Source organism: Acinetobacter sp. ANC 5054 (genome assembly GCF_002135295.1).
Lineage (GTDB): Bacteria > Pseudomonadota > Gammaproteobacteria > Pseudomonadales > Moraxellaceae > Acinetobacter.
The window spans coordinates 80232-94618 of sequence record NZ_NEGG01000013.1 but is presented as its reverse complement, the minus strand read 5'-3'; the positions used below and the strand labels follow the sequence as shown (position 1 = coordinate 94618).

12 protein-coding genes, 1 tRNA gene and 1 pseudogene are annotated in these 14387 nt (G+C 38.7%); 6 read left to right on the top strand and 8 right to left on the bottom strand.

What is annotated here, in order from left to right; genetic code table 11:
- Positions 1-91 precede the first annotated feature (91 nt).
- The 3 genes from ftsH to B9T33_RS13280 all read left to right on the top strand — a co-directional run bounded on the left by ftsH (position 92) and on the right by B9T33_RS13280 (position 3476).
- The gene (ftsH, locus tag B9T33_RS13290; RefSeq protein WP_086179407.1) at positions 92-1990 is read left to right on the top strand and encodes an ATP-dependent zinc metalloprotease FtsH; all 1899 of its coding nucleotides are present in this window, start codon (positions 92-94) and stop codon (positions 1988-1990) included.
- A 119-nt stretch (positions 1991-2109) separates the two neighbouring features.
- The gene (folP, locus tag B9T33_RS13285; protein ID WP_086179380.1) at positions 2110-2961 is read left to right on the top strand and encodes a dihydropteroate synthase; all 852 of its coding nucleotides are present in this window, start codon (positions 2110-2112) and stop codon (positions 2959-2961) included.
- A gap of 200 nt (positions 2962-3161) precedes the next feature.
- Entirely contained in the window at positions 3162-3476 is a 315-nt protein-coding gene (locus B9T33_RS13280) for a DUF5713 family protein (protein ID WP_086179379.1), read from the top strand.
- 64 nt (positions 3477-3540) lie between these two features.
- On the opposite strand, the gene B9T33_RS13275 is transcribed toward B9T33_RS13280, so the two are convergent.
- The 3 genes from B9T33_RS13275 to B9T33_RS13265 form a co-directional block, all read right to left on the bottom strand.
- Positions 3541-4221, bottom strand: coding sequence for a hypothetical protein (locus B9T33_RS13275; protein WP_086179378.1), 681 nt, complete (start codon positions 4219-4221; stop codon positions 3541-3543).
- 89 nt (positions 4222-4310) lie between these two features.
- A tRNA-Leu gene (locus B9T33_RS13270) sits at positions 4311-4396 on the bottom strand.
- A 177-nt stretch (positions 4397-4573) separates the two neighbouring features.
- Positions 4574-5305: a hypothetical protein gene (locus B9T33_RS13265; protein WP_086179377.1), complete on the bottom strand. Its 732-nt coding sequence runs from the start codon at positions 5303-5305 to the stop codon at positions 4574-4576.
- A gap of 194 nt (positions 5306-5499) precedes the next feature.
- Here B9T33_RS13265 and B9T33_RS13260 point away from each other — a divergent pair, with 194 nt between their 5' ends.
- Complete coding sequence (locus B9T33_RS13260) at positions 5500-6006, top strand: hypothetical protein (protein WP_086179376.1); 507 nt, start codon at positions 5500-5502, stop codon at positions 6004-6006.
- 36 nt (positions 6007-6042) lie between these two features.
- Here the strand turns inward: B9T33_RS13260 and B9T33_RS13255 are convergent, their stop codons facing one another.
- The 3 genes from B9T33_RS13255 to B9T33_RS13245 form a co-directional block, all read right to left on the bottom strand.
- Positions 6043-6324, bottom strand: coding sequence for a hypothetical protein (locus B9T33_RS13255; RefSeq protein WP_086179375.1), 282 nt, complete (start codon positions 6322-6324; stop codon positions 6043-6045).
- A gap of 52 nt (positions 6325-6376) precedes the next feature.
- Positions 6377-7705, bottom strand: a complete 1329-nt coding sequence (locus tag B9T33_RS13250) for a hemolysin family protein (RefSeq protein WP_086179374.1) — start codon at positions 7703-7705, stop codon at positions 6377-6379.
- Positions 7706-7834: 129 nt separating this feature from the next.
- Positions 7835-8827, bottom strand: coding sequence for a LysR family transcriptional regulator (locus tag B9T33_RS13245; RefSeq protein WP_086179373.1), 993 nt, complete (start codon positions 8825-8827; stop codon positions 7835-7837).
- Positions 8828-9510: 683 nt separating this feature from the next.
- Here B9T33_RS13245 and B9T33_RS13240 point away from each other — a divergent pair.
- On the top strand, positions 9511-11115 hold the full coding sequence (locus B9T33_RS13240) for an isocitrate lyase (protein ID WP_086179372.1): 1605 nt from the start codon (positions 9511-9513) through the stop codon (positions 11113-11115).
- Positions 11116-11255: 140 nt separating this feature from the next.
- Here the strand turns inward: B9T33_RS13240 and B9T33_RS13235 are convergent, their stop codons facing one another.
- Positions 11256-11630 (bottom strand): diacylglycerol kinase, encoded by a 375-nt coding sequence (locus B9T33_RS13235; protein WP_086179371.1) that lies wholly within the window; start codon positions 11628-11630, stop codon positions 11256-11258.
- Between the two features lie 271 nt (positions 11631-11901).
- On the opposite strand from B9T33_RS13235, the gene B9T33_RS13230 reads away from it, so the two are divergent.
- The gene (locus B9T33_RS13230) at positions 11902-13440 is read left to right on the top strand and encodes an MBL fold metallo-hydrolase (protein WP_213033201.1); all 1539 of its coding nucleotides are present in this window, start codon (positions 11902-11904) and stop codon (positions 13438-13440) included.
- A 61-nt stretch (positions 13441-13501) separates the two neighbouring features.
- Here the strand turns inward: B9T33_RS13230 and B9T33_RS13225 are convergent.
- Positions 13502-14336: pseudogene (locus tag B9T33_RS13225) on the bottom strand (glycerophosphodiester phosphodiesterase family protein).
- Positions 14337-14387: the final 51 nt, after the last annotated feature.

The following is a 14387-nucleotide window of genomic DNA, read 5'->3' as shown; positions in this document are numbered from 1 at the left end:
TTAATTTATTGCGAAGCTACTCTGCAGCGTAAGTATTAGAGTCACCCACCTAGTGGGAATGAACGAATTAGATAGAAATGGGAATAAAGCTTTGAGCGATCTTTTTAAGAATGCCGTGTTGTGGCTGGTTATCCTAGGCGTGCTGGTTTTAATCTTCAGCAACGTCAGTGACCGCAATCAACCGACCGCGATGAACTATTCTGAGTTCGTGGCAGCCGTAAATGCGGGTCAGATTAAACAAGTCACCATTGATGGCGAAAGAATTCGTGGCGAAAAATCAAACGGTTCTGAGTTTGAGAGTATCCGTCCTGCGGTTCAAGATCCTGAACTTATGCCGAACCTGATCAAGAACAATGTTGTTGTTGAAGGTACTGCACCGCAACGTCAAAGTATTTTGATGCAACTTCTGATTGCAAGTTTCCCTGTTCTTTTAATCATTCTGTTATTCATGTTCTTTATGCGTAACATGGGTGGTGGAGCTGGTGGTAAGAACGGCCCAATGAGTTTTGGTAAGTCAAAAGCAAAAATGCTGTCTGAAGACCAAATCAAAGTAACATTTACAGATGTTGCGGGCTGCGATGAAGCAAAACAAGAAGTCGTTGAAATTGTAGATTTCTTAAAAGATCCATCTAAGTTCAAACGACTTGGTGCTAGCATTCCGAAAGGCGTGTTAATGGTTGGTCCTCCAGGTACAGGTAAAACTTTACTTGCGAAAGCCATTGCTGGTGAAGCGAAAGTTCCATTCTTTAGTATTTCTGGTTCTGACTTTGTTGAAATGTTCGTGGGTGTGGGTGCGTCTCGTGTCCGTGACATGTTTGAACAAGCAAAACGTCATGCACCATGTATCATCTTCATTGACGAGATTGATGCTGTAGGTCGCCATCGTGGTTCAGGTACTGGTGGTGGTAATGATGAGCGTGAGCAAACATTAAACCAAATGTTGGTTGAAATGGATGGTTTTGAAGGCAATGAAGGGATTATCGTTATTGCGGCAACAAACCGTGCTGACGTATTAGATAAAGCGTTACTTCGTCCAGGTCGTTTTGACCGTCAAGTAATGGTTTCATTACCAGACATTAAAGGCCGTGAGCAAATTCTGAATGTGCATTTGAAAAAATTACCTTCAGTGACAGGTGTTGATGTAAAAGTATTGGCGCGTGGTACACCGGGCTTCTCTGGTGCACAATTGGCGAACCTTGTAAACGAAGCGGCATTGTTTGCTGCACGTCGTAACAAAAACACTGTCGATATGCATGATTTTGAAGATGCTAAAGACAAGTTGTATATGGGTCCTGAACGTAAATCGATGGTGATTCGTGAAGAAGAACGTCGTGCTACAGCTTACCATGAAGCGGGTCATGCGATCGTTGCTGAAATCTTGCCGGGCACAGATCCAGTGCATAAAGTTACGATTATGCCACGTGGTTGGGCGTTGGGTGTGACATGGCAGTTGCCTGAACACGACCAAACTAGCCATTATAAAGACAAAATGTTGAATGAACTTTCGATCTTGTTTGGTGGTCGTATCGCTGAAGAAGTGTTCATTAACCAAATGTCAACGGGTGCTTCAAACGACTTTGAACGTGCAACTAAAATGGCACGTGCCATGGTGACTAAATACGGTATGTCCGACAAAATGGGCGTAATGGTTTACGAAGATGATCAACAGCAATCATTCATGGGTGGATTAGGAAGTCGCGTGATTTCTGAAACAACTCAGCTTGAAGTTGATCGTGAAGTTCGCCGTATTTTAGATGAGCAGTATAAAGTTGCTCGCGATATTCTTGAAAATAACAAAGACATCGCACATGCCATGGTAAAAGCGTTGCTTGAATGGGAAACTATTGATCGTGATCAAATTCGCGACATTATGGAAGGTCGTGAACCTCAACCTCCAAAAGTGTACATTGCTGAAAATCCAGTAATCGATGTTACACCAACTGATGGTCCTGATGTTCCACCACCATTACCATCGTTACCTAAAGCTTAAGAACTTTAAAACCACCTTCGGGTGGTTTTTTATGTGTATTGGAAATTTTGCTGAATTCAATAATTAAAAATTTGTATGAACGGTTAAGATAGTGTGGATGTAATGCAGGACGTGTTGATATGAAATTAATGGCTTTACCCAATAAGATTCTTAACTGTGGACAGATACAGCTTGATTTGTCACAGCCTCAGATTATGGGAATTTTAAATGTGACCCCAGATTCATTTAGTGATGGTGGTCAACACAACGGTAAAGACCAAGCTGTAAAACATGCATTACAAATGATCGCAGATGGAGCAACTGTAATTGATGTCGGTGGGGAATCTACACGTCCAGGTGCTACGGCGGTCAGTGTAGAAGAAGAAATTCGTCGTGTGGTGCCAGTGGTTAAGGCGCTCGCTGAACATGATGTAGTGATTTCTATTGATACCTCGCAGCCAGAAGTCATTTGGGCGGCTGTAAAGGCGGGTGCACATATTTGGAATGATGTGAGAGCACTCACCAAGCCTAAAGCGTTAGAAACTGCTGCTGAGTTAGACATACCCATTATCATTATGCATATGCGCGGTGAACCAACCACCATGAACAATTTAGATCAGTATGATGATGTGGTCGAAGATGTGATCACAGAGCTACAGGCACGAATAGATGATGCTCTTGATGCAGGTGTGCGTAGTGAAAATATTATGATTGATCCTGGTTTTGGTTTTGCCAAAAATGCACAGCAAAATTTCAAACTTTTACAGCAATTTCACCAGCTAAATCGCATGGGCTATCCAATTCTCTCAGCTTTGTCGCGGAAGCGTTTTATTGGTGAAGCTTTGGATGGTGTAGATGCAAAAAACCGTGCAGTAGGTTCTGTCGCAGCTCATATGTTTAGTATTCAGCAAGGTGCAAGCATGGTGCGTGCACATGATGTGAAAGCAATGTCCGATGCCATCAAAGTTTGGAAAGCGATGCAACTCGCCTAAATATGTTATGGAATCATATTTATTGAAATCTTTGAAATTAGTTTCAAACATAGTTTTGTCGTATCCAGCTTTGCATTGCTGAATTTTATTCAACCCTAGGCATTAGCTATAAAAAAGGTAATGTGATCGTGATAAATTTGGCGAATTGTTGTGTTTGTGTTATATAGGCGAACCAAATTAATTATGTTGTAGAGTTTCGTATGTTTGCAGATTTACTGCTACCAATGTTTGATGATGAATATTACCCAGATATTTTGGTTGCAGAGGTAAAGTTGATGGTCATTCAGTTTGCAAAAAAAGTCGCGAAAACGGACTTAAGCACAACTGATATCTATCATTTTGCTAATGAAACTGTAGCTCTACTGAATAAGATGAAGCCTCAATTTGAGGACCTTGATTCATCACTGGATGACACTGCTGCCGATTATATTGCTGAAGCAATGATGATGATTTTGCAAGATGAAGGTTATATGGATATAGAAATGGAAGAATTGGTCGCAAATCGCGAGTGGTAAATTCTAATACTTAAAGCCCTGATGATTCAGGGCTTTTTTATGCTTGAACTTTCATTTGGCATGGTTATTCTTCTGACTGAAAAAAATCTGAAACTGAGTTATAGCGTATTCGTTGAACCAGTTTTTGTTCTTCTTGCATTGCTTGCAAATGCAATTGATTAAAATAGTAGGCTTGCTGCGCATCTAATGCTTTTTTCTGAGATTGTTTTAATGCCCAATAAGATAATTGCCGAATTTTTTGAAGGCGTACACGATCTACAGCACGGCTATCTAATTTAAATAGGCCTTCCGTGAACAAGATGCAAAACATGCTGATATACAGAATAAATAGACAAGTAAAATTGATTAGATCTGAAACATAGAATTTTAGATTCCATGCGAGTACAAAACTTAGCCCTAATAAAAGATATAACAAATACTGTAAACGCTTGGTTAGGCTTTGCGCACTATATTTCGCTTGATAATAGGCAAATATAACGAAAAGATAGATAAGAGGAATACTGGCTAAAATACCTGCATCAATAATATGTGTAGGAGTTGAGAGTGCAATAAAATGAGACAGTAAAATACCCAGTAAAGTGCAAAACAGTGCATACAGACAGATCGCAAGCATACTTTGTAGAAGTAAACTGGTCGTTGGGCTTAGGCCTGTAACTTTAAAAAAACTATAGTTTAAGCGCTGAAAAAAAGCTTCAGGATGTTTGAGCTGTATATGCTGTAAATCAAATTTAGGAAATTCTGACATGTATAGACGGTATATTTATTAAATTTTAGGCATAAAAAAACCAGCAAATTGCTGGGTTCTTTTATACACCATCTTACATAAAATAAGAATGGTGCCCGAGGCCAGACTCGAACTGGCACGCTTTGTGGGCGGGGGATTTTAAATCCCCTGTGTCTACCGATTTCACCACTCGGGCATGAGCGCAATAATAGAGGACAGTTTGAAACTTGGCAAGTCTATTTGATTGTATTTGTTTTAATTTCAATCAATTCATGCGTATATGTTTAAGATTTAGATCATTTGATGACTTAGAACAGAACTTAAGAAATAATTGCAGTCATTAAAATTAAAGAAATTAAAATTAAAAAGCGTCTTAGAGTAACTCATCGAGGTAATTTTCAATATTGTGATGCTTTAATTTTTTACATAATTGATGCTCTTGGTTGAGCATTTGAATATGTAAATTTTGAAAATGCGTCAATTGTTCAGAAAGAGACTTATATTCGAGACTATGTGCGTTGCAAACTTTAAGCTGAAGTTTGGCTTTTAGCATTTGTTTATATGACCAATAACAGATCCGTCGCGTTTCCTGTAAAAAATAATACTGCTCACTGTTACTATCGCTTTTAAATAAATTTTCTTTATAGAAACGAACAAAACCAAAGCTTAAAGCGAAGAAAAATAATACCGATTGCACAAAGGTACTTTGTAAAAATGCAATGTTCAGAAGTTGTAAGAGAATAACAATGGCTAATTTAAAAGGGGTGTTCTTTAAGCTTTGATACAGTGAGATCGAACTATGTTTAATTTGTTTGATCACGAGGGGAACAATTAACATAAAAAAAAGCATGATGCTTAATACAGCAATACCATGTGCCCGAAAGTCACTCATATTGGGAAAGTAAGTTTCAATTGCCTGACCAATCATCATACTGAACGATACAAAGATCATCGCTGCTAATATCCATGGCAATAGCTCTTTTAATTCATCTAAGATGCCTTTGGTTTTGAGTTGGCTATAGAATAGATAATTGCGTTTAAAAGCAGCAGGATATTGCTGTTTTAACTGTTGAAGATAAAGCGCAGCCTGTTTATTTTGAGCCATATGCTGATCAGTGTATTTGAGCGTCAACGTAATATAGTGGATTTGAACCAAAATGGCAGAAAAAATTTAAAAAATAATGTTGGAAATCTGATCATTAGCCATGCTTTATATAATTCTGATGAAGCAATAGCAGTTTTCGTCTCGCATTTATGCGAAAATATATGACTAAATTATTCCCCATTTATAGGCAGTTTATGACTGATCAATCTCCTGCAGATTTAAGCGATATCGAAATTTTAGACATTCTTCAGTCAATGAAATCTGATGAATTAAATACAGAAGCACAAGAAGTGATTCGTAGCGGGGGAAAAGCAGGTCGTCAAGAATCGCATAAACAAGCCTTAGTCTGCTTAAATCATGCATTTGAAGAAAAATTTGTAGAAGCAGTCACTTTGGCTTTAGGTTTGAATGAAGGTCAGAGTAAAAAAATTCGTTATAAAAAAGACCGTATTCGTATTCTTAAAGTACGCGGAATTGATTATCTTGCAATTGATGGTGCTGAAACGGCACAAGTGTTGGCTCAAGTTTCACAAGCGATTACGCGTGAAGATGCAACTGTTACGCATGATCTGCATAATATTTTCCCATTTTGGAAAGAAGGTTGGCCAATGGTTCAGTTTGATAATGTTTACAAAATTTTAGAAGATGACATCCGTATTCATTATGAAGCAGTGTTAGATGCCTTAATTTCAAAACATTAAAATCATCAATAAAAAAGCACCGAATGGTGCTTTTTTTTAATCGCGGTAAAAATAAGAAAGGAGCCAGCGAACTGGGTAGATAAACATACGCCAATAGGTCCATAACGGCCATGTAAAATAGGTTTCAAAGTTTAGCGTATCATTAAAACTCCTACGCCGACGCTCATGCTGAGGATTAGGAACGATATAGACAGTTAGAATGAGTAAAGCGACTGCTGCCAGTAACAATAAAGGATTTTTTTGTTCAGCAAAAAAGAAATAGATTAAATATAAGGCTGAATAAAAACTTAAACAGCCGAGTAGCGCAGATATATTCATGTTTTGACTCTATTTTTTTATTATAAATTTTAATGTAGTGAGAAGAATGGAATTATTCCGATTCTTCTTCAGTCTTTTCTTCAGGCGAGGCTTCTTGTAAACGTGTTACCAATAATTGGTCAATTTTAAAGTGATCAACATCCACGACTTCGAACTTATAGCCATTAAAAGTGACAAAGTCAGCAGGACGAGGGATTTTACGTAATTTGAACATCATGAAACCTGCTAGGGTTTCATAATTTTCCTCATCAGGCATTTCATCCAACGCTAAAGCATGTTTAAGGTCCTCGATTGGCGTACTGCCGTCGATGAGCCATGAATCGGCATCACGTTTAATAATTTGCTGGTCGGCTTCGATCGGTGTTACCCAATCACCCATCACAGTAATCATAATGTCAGACAGGGTGATCACACCAACCACTAAAGCATATTCGTTAATAACCACAGCAAATTTTTCTTTAGTTGAACGAAAGCGGTCGAGCAATTCAGAAAGCGTCAGAGTGTCAGGAATGGTGAGTACGTTACGAATGGTATTTTCATTCAACTGCAATAGGGACTGATTATTTAAAATCCGTACCAAAATATCTTTAGCGTCGACATAACCAATCACATCGTCAATATTTTCACTACAGACCAAGAACTTAGAATAAGGATACTCGGCTAATTTCTGACGAATACTGGCTTCGGATTCTTTTAAAGTGAAATACACTACATTTTCACGTGTGGTCATACTGGAAGGAACATTACGTTCTTCGAGTTCAAATACATTTTCAATAAAGTGATGTTCTTGCTTTTGTAAAACACCTGCTTGTGCACCTGCATCCATCACCGCTGAAATATCATCAAACGTAATGTTATCGTCGCGTGTGGTATTGACCTTAAAGAGGCGGAAGAGCAAGTTTGCAATCGCATTGATGACCCACGCCATAGGCTTACAAATCTTGATAAAGATCTGAATCGGGTCAATCACAGCGACAGCAATTTTTTCTGGTGCAATCATTGCCAAGCGCTTAGGCATCAGGTCGGCAAATAAAATAAAGAGTGAAGTGACTAATGTAAATGAAAGAGTAAAGCCAATCGTTTCAGTCCAAGGACCTTGATAGAAGCGATTTACCAATGCGAGAAAGTATGGACGAAAAGCCCCTTCACCCAAAATACCACCAAGAATTGCAACGGCATTTAAACCAATTTGCGATGCTGCAAAGAAATCAGCAGAGTTGGCTTGGAGGTCTAAAACACGTTGTGCACGGGTATCACCCGATTCAGCAAGAATTTTTAATTTAACTTTACGTGCCCCTGCCAAGGCAATTTCAGTTAAGGATAAAAATCCTGCTCCAATGATCAGGAGAATAATAATGACAATATTTTGGAAAAGGCTCACGAATACACCTGTTTGTGATTCATTCTATTTTTCTGTATTTCTAACACAAAAAAGGGCAAGGTAGTAGTCTTAACTACTACCTATATAATGACAGTATACGCTTGAAAAAATAAGGAATTAAAGAATTAATTACTGATACTGAGAAAACTGAGAATTATTCATTAAGTATTCACGGTTTTCTTCTTCAATCATTTGGCGTGCCACATAAAGAATAAGCTGACGTAACCAACGATGTGCAGGATGATGATGTAGTAAAGGACACCATGCCATTTTTAATTCAAATTCTGGAATGTAAAAAGGCGGATCACGAAGCAACAATTGCTGGCTTTTTGCTTGTAGGCGTGCAATACGAGTCGGGAGTGTTGCAACAAGATCTACATTGGCAGCGAGTAAACCAGGCATTTGATAATGACGCGTAAATACAGAAATTTTACGCTTTTGGCCAATACGTTCTAAAGCTTGATCAATCCAACCTAAACCTGCTTGTTTTTCAGGATTGACACCAAAACCAACACCCATACCTGTTTTAGAGACCCAAATATGTTGAGCATCTAAATAGCTTTTTAGGTTCAGGTTACTGGCAGCAGGGTGTTTGCTGTTGAGTAGGCATGAAAAACTATCACGCCAAACCAAAACTTGGTGGAAACTTTGTGGAATTTCATTGAAGCGGTTAATGGCTAAATCAACTTTACCTTGTTCCATGTCGCGGTAAGACACGTCACTCGGCGTTAAAAAGTCGAGAACAACATTTGGAGCTTCGGAGCGTAGTGCTTTGACTAAGCGTGGCACCAATGTTGCTTCAGCATAGTCAGAGGTCATGATACGGAATACGCGGTTCGATGTATAAGGTCGAAACTCAGTACGTGGTTCCAAAATCATTGAAAGGTCAGAAAGAGCATCACGAATACGCGGTTGTAATTCAAGCGCACGTTCTGTTGGTGTCATGCCTTCAGAAGAACGAATCAGTAAAGGGTCGTTAAATAAATTACGTAGTCGTCGCAAAATATTACTCATTGCTGGTTGGGTAACGCCCAATTGTTCAGCTGCTCGAGTCACATTTTTTTCACGTAGAAGTACATCAAGATAAATTAATAGATTGAGGTCGACCCGCTCCAGATTCATAAAATAAATACCGACAATAAAATCATGAAATTTATCTGATTATGCCATAACTACTAAGGCTTGTGTAAAAAATGGATGAAATAAATAGGTGTAGTTTTGTGTTTAACACACGGTTAAATCCATCATTTTTAGAGCTAAATTCATCAACAATAAAAACGATTTTTGAGGTATTTGATGAAAGAAATTATGAATAAAATATAAGCGATTTTTTTATGGGTTTTTCTTTCATTGATATTTTAGGAAAAAGTATCATTAGAACGTGAAAAGTCATATTTACATATGATTTAAGATGTCTAAATCCGATCAATTTAATCGGTAAATTATTCGAAAATTGGCGTAAAAAATGCTGTTTTTTGTGAAAGAAAAGCTCAGATCGACTTAAGTCTAATGAAGAATAAAACAGCGTGATGCGTGAAAAATATACGAAAAATTTGTGTTTTGGAATTGAAAAATATATTTAAAAATAATGACTTATTTATATTGATCAATAATTATAATACGACTTTAATCTACATATTTTTTAAATAAATACCGAAAATTAATGCAGGATATTGGATTAATTTTTTTAGTCAATCTACTCTGTATCTATCGCAACGAAGCGTTCTAAATCTGAACAATCATTAGAGGGTATGATTTTAGCCTTACGTTGCAGAAAAATCCTAATATTATTACAGGAACATATCATGACTACATACCAAACAGCGATTGATGCAATCCGCGAATTAAAAGCAAAATTCGGCAACACTTGGGCGGACATCTCTCCTGAAGATGCTGCACGTATGCAAATGCAAAACCGTTTCAAAACTGGTTTAGACATTGCTAAATACACAGCTGCGATTATGCGTCGTGATATGGCAGCTTATGATGCTGACTCTAGCCAATACACTCAGTCTTTGGGTTGCTGGCACGGTTTCATCGCACAACAAAAAATGATTGCGAACAAAAAATACTTCGGTACTACTGACCGTCGTTACATCTACCTTTCAGGTTGGATGGTTGCTGCACTTCGTTCAGAATTCGGTCCACTTCCTGACCAATCTATGCACGAAAAAACTTCAGTACCTGCATTGATCGAAGAAATTTACACTTTCCTTCGCCAAGCTGATGCGAAAGAATTAAACGATTTGTTCCGTGCGCTTAAAAAAGCAAACGAAGCTGGTGATACTGCTAAAGCAGCTGAAATCACTGCTCAAATCGACGGTTTCCAAACTCACGTTGTGCCAATTATTGCTGACATCGACGCTGGTTTCGGTAACGAAGAAGCGACTTACTTACTTGCTAAGAAAATGATTGAAGCTGGTGCTTGTGCACTACAAATCGAAAACCAAGTATCTGATGCTAAACAATGTGGTCACCAAGCTGGTAAAGTTACAGTTCCACACGAAGATTTCATCTCTAAAATCCATGCACTTCGTTATGCATTCTTAGAAATGGGTCTTGACGACGGTATCATCGTTGCGCGTACTGACTCTGAAGGCGCTGACTTGACTCAAAAAATCCCAGTGGTTAAAGAGCCAGGCGACATCGCTTCTCAATACATCGGTTTCTTAGACACAGTTGAAATTGACATCGCTGATGCTCAAGAAGACGAAATCCTAATCAAACGTGATGGTAAACTTCACCGTCCAAAACGTCTTGCTTCTGGCTTGTACCAATTCCGTCCAGACACTCAAATTGACCGTGTTGTACTTGACTGTGTATCTAGCCTTCAAAACGGCGCTGACCTTCTTTGGATCGAAACTGCGACTCCAAACGTAGAAGAAATCGCTCACATGGTTAACCGTGTTAAAGAAACAGTTCCAAATGCGAAGCTTGTTTATAACAACTCTCCATCTTTCAACTGGACTTTAAACTTCCGTCAACAGTCTTACGACCGTTGGGTTGCTGAAGGTAAAGACGTTTCTGCTTACGACCGCGCTAAACTAATGAGCGCTGAGTACGATGCAACTGAATTAGCTGCTGATGCTGACGAAAAAGTACGTACATTCCAAGCAGATGCTTCTCGTGAAGCGGGCGTGTTCCATCACTTGATTACACTTCCGACTTACCACACAGCTGCGCTTTCTACTCACGAGCTTGCTCAAGGTTACTTCGGCGACCAAGGTATGCTTGCTTATGTAGCTGGCGTTCAACGTAAAGAGATCCGCGGTACAATCTCTTGTGTTAAACACCAAGCAATGGCTGGTTCTGACATCGGTGATGATCACAAAGAAATCTTCTCTGGTGACAACGCTCTTAAAGCGCATGATGATGCTAAAAACACAATGAACCAATTTGCTGCTCACTAAGCACTGAACTGATTCGAAAAACCCAGCGAAAGCTGGGTTTTTTTATGGGAAAATTTAGGCAATAAAAAATGCATCAATATTGATGCTTTTAAAATTTGTGAAGATTTAAAGTGAAGGGGAATTAAAACTATTAAATCAAGTTAACGCACTAAAATAATGAGCCAAACAAAGAAAATAATACTCAGCGAAACAAATTGTGCTGCGCTGCCCATATCTTTGGCATTTTTTGAAAGTTCATGACGTTCTAGTGAAATACGATCGACCACTGCTTCAATTGCGGAATTAAATAATTCCACAATTAACGCAAGTAAACACACCGCAACCATGAGCGCTTGCTCAAATGCAGTGACATTGAGGAAAAAACTGGTAGGAATCAACACCACATTAATTAATACAATTTGTCGAAATGCAGCTTCATTTACAAATGCAGATTTAAAACCTGCAATCGAATATTGAGTAGCATTTAGAATTCGTTTAATTCCAGATTTACCTTTAAATGGGGAAATATCACTCATAACACTGTACAGACGTATAGATTTAAAAACTGGCGAAAATATAGCATGGCTACCTTAAAGTTTTCTTGCACAGTCCGAGTTTATTTAAAATTCATCCTTAAATGATCATTGAGACTAGTAATAGCTGACGCATTCTAATTCACACTTGGTATATTTGTATTTGTGCTTAAAATTTGGATGGATTTCAGGCACAATGCGAAGGTTTCACATTTTAGTTATTTGAAGTACTCGCTTCATTGCTGTTACAGAATAAGAGTCATATAGGTCGACCATGAAAAATATAAGTTTTGCCGTATTTGCGGCAGGTATTTTCTCTAGCCATTTATTATTTGCAGAACCTGTAAGTGTTCAGACGGAAGTTAAAATCAATGCTGCTCAACCTCTTGGTTATTTTGATTTTCAAGTAGGGCAATATAAAGTTGTGGCACTTCGAGATGGATCGCTTGAGCTAAGCCCATCTTTATTTAGTAAAAATATAAGTCCAGAAGAGCGTAGTGCTTTATTTACTCAGCTATCTGTAGACCAAACTAAAGGTATTCAAACTAGTGTAAATGCGTATTTAATTGATGATGGTCAAGGTGGAATTAGCTTAATTGACAGTGGTGCTGCAAGCTGTTTTGGTGCTAATTTAGGCTCGATTGCACAGAATATTGAAGCTGCAGGCTATAAGTTAAATCGTATACGCACAGTATTCTTAACCCATTTACATCCTGATCATGCATGTGGAATGAGTAAAGACGGGAAAGCAGTTTTTCCAAATGCAACGGTGTATGTGAATGAACTTGAAAATGCCTATTGGTTAGGTGATACAACTGTCACAAGCTTGCCAGAAGAAAAACGCCAAGGCTTTCTCGATACCGTGAATAAAATTAAAGCCGCTGTTGCACCTTATCAAACTTTAAGAAGTTTTAAGACGTTTAGTCAGGGTTCGGTCATTAATGGTATTGAAGTTCTTGCAAGTGTAGGGCACACGCCAGGTCATTATTCATATCTCATCAAATCACAAGGCAAAAGTTTTGCAATTTTAGGGGATGTCGTACATTCACATCATTTGCAATTTGAACAGCCAAAGCTTTCTGTTGATTTTGATGTTGATCCAATTCAAGCGAGTGAAACACGCATCGCAATTTTCAAACGCTTTGCTCAGGAACAAAGTTTTGTTGCATTTGCTCATTTGGCATTCCCTGGTATTGGCAAAATTAGTGAAATGAGTGAGGGACACTTCCGTTGGAATCCAATCAACTTGGCGCCAAGCGTTATTCCAGCAGTCGCTCAAGCCCCAGTTGTACCCGTTTTAGCAACCGCTACAGTGACATCTCATACTCCAGTAATCGCTATTACGCCTGCTATCAATGTTGTTCAACCAGCAACAGCGATACAAACTCCTGTAACTGCTCCAGTTCAAACACCTGTAATAGTTTCAGTTCCAATGACGATGGCTGCATCTGTTATTGAGCAAGTTGTTAAGCCAGTAAGTGAGCCATTAAACAACACCCCAACCACCACAGCTGCTCCATCAAGCGTTGTAGTACCAGTTGCTCCAGCTCTACCAACACCAGTTGGAACAGTAGCAACGAATATTGCACAAAATGTAGGCGTTGTTTCAGCAACTTCAGTTGTGCCGACTTTAACCAATGCTACAACATCGACTTCGACATCTGTGGTAGCAGAAGTTTCAAATGTGAGTGTTGATCCAGCCCAGACAATACATTCAACGCCAACAATTTCGGCACCAAACAATGCTCAAAATCCTCTTTCAGTACCTGCAAAAGTTCCCACCACCGCAGAATATTTAGCACAACCGCTATAATCGAAAATGAAATTATGTTCGCTAAAAAAGACGCCTTGGCGTCTTTTTTATGAAGTTGAATTTATGGTTTTTTGATTTGATCCAACGTACTTCTCGCAAGTGAGGGATCATCCGCAAAGATGTCATTTACACAAGTTTTATAAAAAATTTGAAATTCTTGAATTGCACCACTATCACAACGTTCGGTTGAGACTGATGTACATTTTAAATAATTGGGTAAAAAGCCATTTTCAGGACGTAGCGTATAAGGGTGGACTTTAACCCTGCTGCATGTGCGTCTTGAACGAAATTGGTCTACTTAAACTTCGTGTTAGAAAAAATATAAGTTTTGCTTGGACCCAAACCATCTGCATAACTTGCTACATTTTTTAGACCTTCAGCAGTCGCTAAACTGGCAAAAGTTTTGGGTTCTGGTTGTGCTTATAGATCGTTGGGAATGGCAGTTGGATTATCTAATAGTTGAATAATTTAAGCGTGCTTTAAGCTCTTCTTGGAATGCGTTCTTGTGTTTTCACATTTTAGGTGAGTTTATTTAAGTTAAAGTCTTCGGTAAACCGATCTGTATATTCAATTCCATCAATTTTCTTTGTGGTTTTGCGGTTAGCGAATTGCGTTAAAGTGCTGATGTTAGATGTAGCACTAATTTCGCTTTCATATCACGCAACTAAATAGCAATCTTTGGTTGGGACGAGGTCGGGCTCAATAAAGTCAGCACCATCATCCATCGTTTTTGGGTACGATGCCAAGGTGTGTTCAGGTCTTAATGCACTCGCACCAGGGTGCCCAATAATGATAAAAATGCTATCTGGTAGAGTCGGCGGTTAACTTATTTGAATGTGATCATCATCTGAATTACAACCTGTTAGCACAATGCCTGTGAGTCGAAAGCGGGCCATGACGGCACAATGATGATGACCCAATTTTTTATTTTTGTGGAAAGCTTTGTT

What these genes read in the sequence shown, in the direction of transcription:
- B9T33_RS13240 (WP_086179372.1), top strand. Translation starts at nt 9,511, where the DNA reads ATGACTACATACCAAACAGCGATTGATGCAATCCGCGAATTAAAAGCA.
- B9T33_RS13260 (WP_086179376.1), top strand. Translation starts at nt 5,500, where the DNA reads ATGACTGATCAATCTCCTGCAGATTTAAGCGATATCGAAATTTTAGAC.
- B9T33_RS13230 (WP_213033201.1), top strand. Translation starts at nt 11,902, where the DNA reads ATGAAAAATATAAGTTTTGCCGTATTTGCGGCAGGTATTTTCTCTAGC.
- B9T33_RS13265 (WP_086179377.1), bottom strand. Translation starts at nt 5,305, where the DNA reads ATGGCTCAAAATAAACAGGCTGCGCTTTATCTTCAACAGTTAAAACAG.
- B9T33_RS13255 (WP_086179375.1), bottom strand. Translation starts at nt 6,324, where the DNA reads ATGAATATATCTGCGCTACTCGGCTGTTTAAGTTTTTATTCAGCCTTA.
- B9T33_RS13235 (WP_086179371.1), bottom strand. Translation starts at nt 11,630, where the DNA reads ATGAGTGATATTTCCCCATTTAAAGGTAAATCTGGAATTAAACGAATT.
- folP (WP_086179380.1), top strand. Translation starts at nt 2,110, where the DNA reads ATGAAATTAATGGCTTTACCCAATAAGATTCTTAACTGTGGACAGATA.
- B9T33_RS13280 (WP_086179379.1), top strand. Translation starts at nt 3,162, where the DNA reads ATGTTTGCAGATTTACTGCTACCAATGTTTGATGATGAATATTACCCA.
- B9T33_RS13245 (WP_086179373.1), bottom strand. Translation starts at nt 8,827, where the DNA reads ATGAATCTGGAGCGGGTCGACCTCAATCTATTAATTTATCTTGATGTA.
- B9T33_RS13275 (WP_086179378.1), bottom strand. Translation starts at nt 4,221, where the DNA reads ATGTCAGAATTTCCTAAATTTGATTTACAGCATATACAGCTCAAACAT.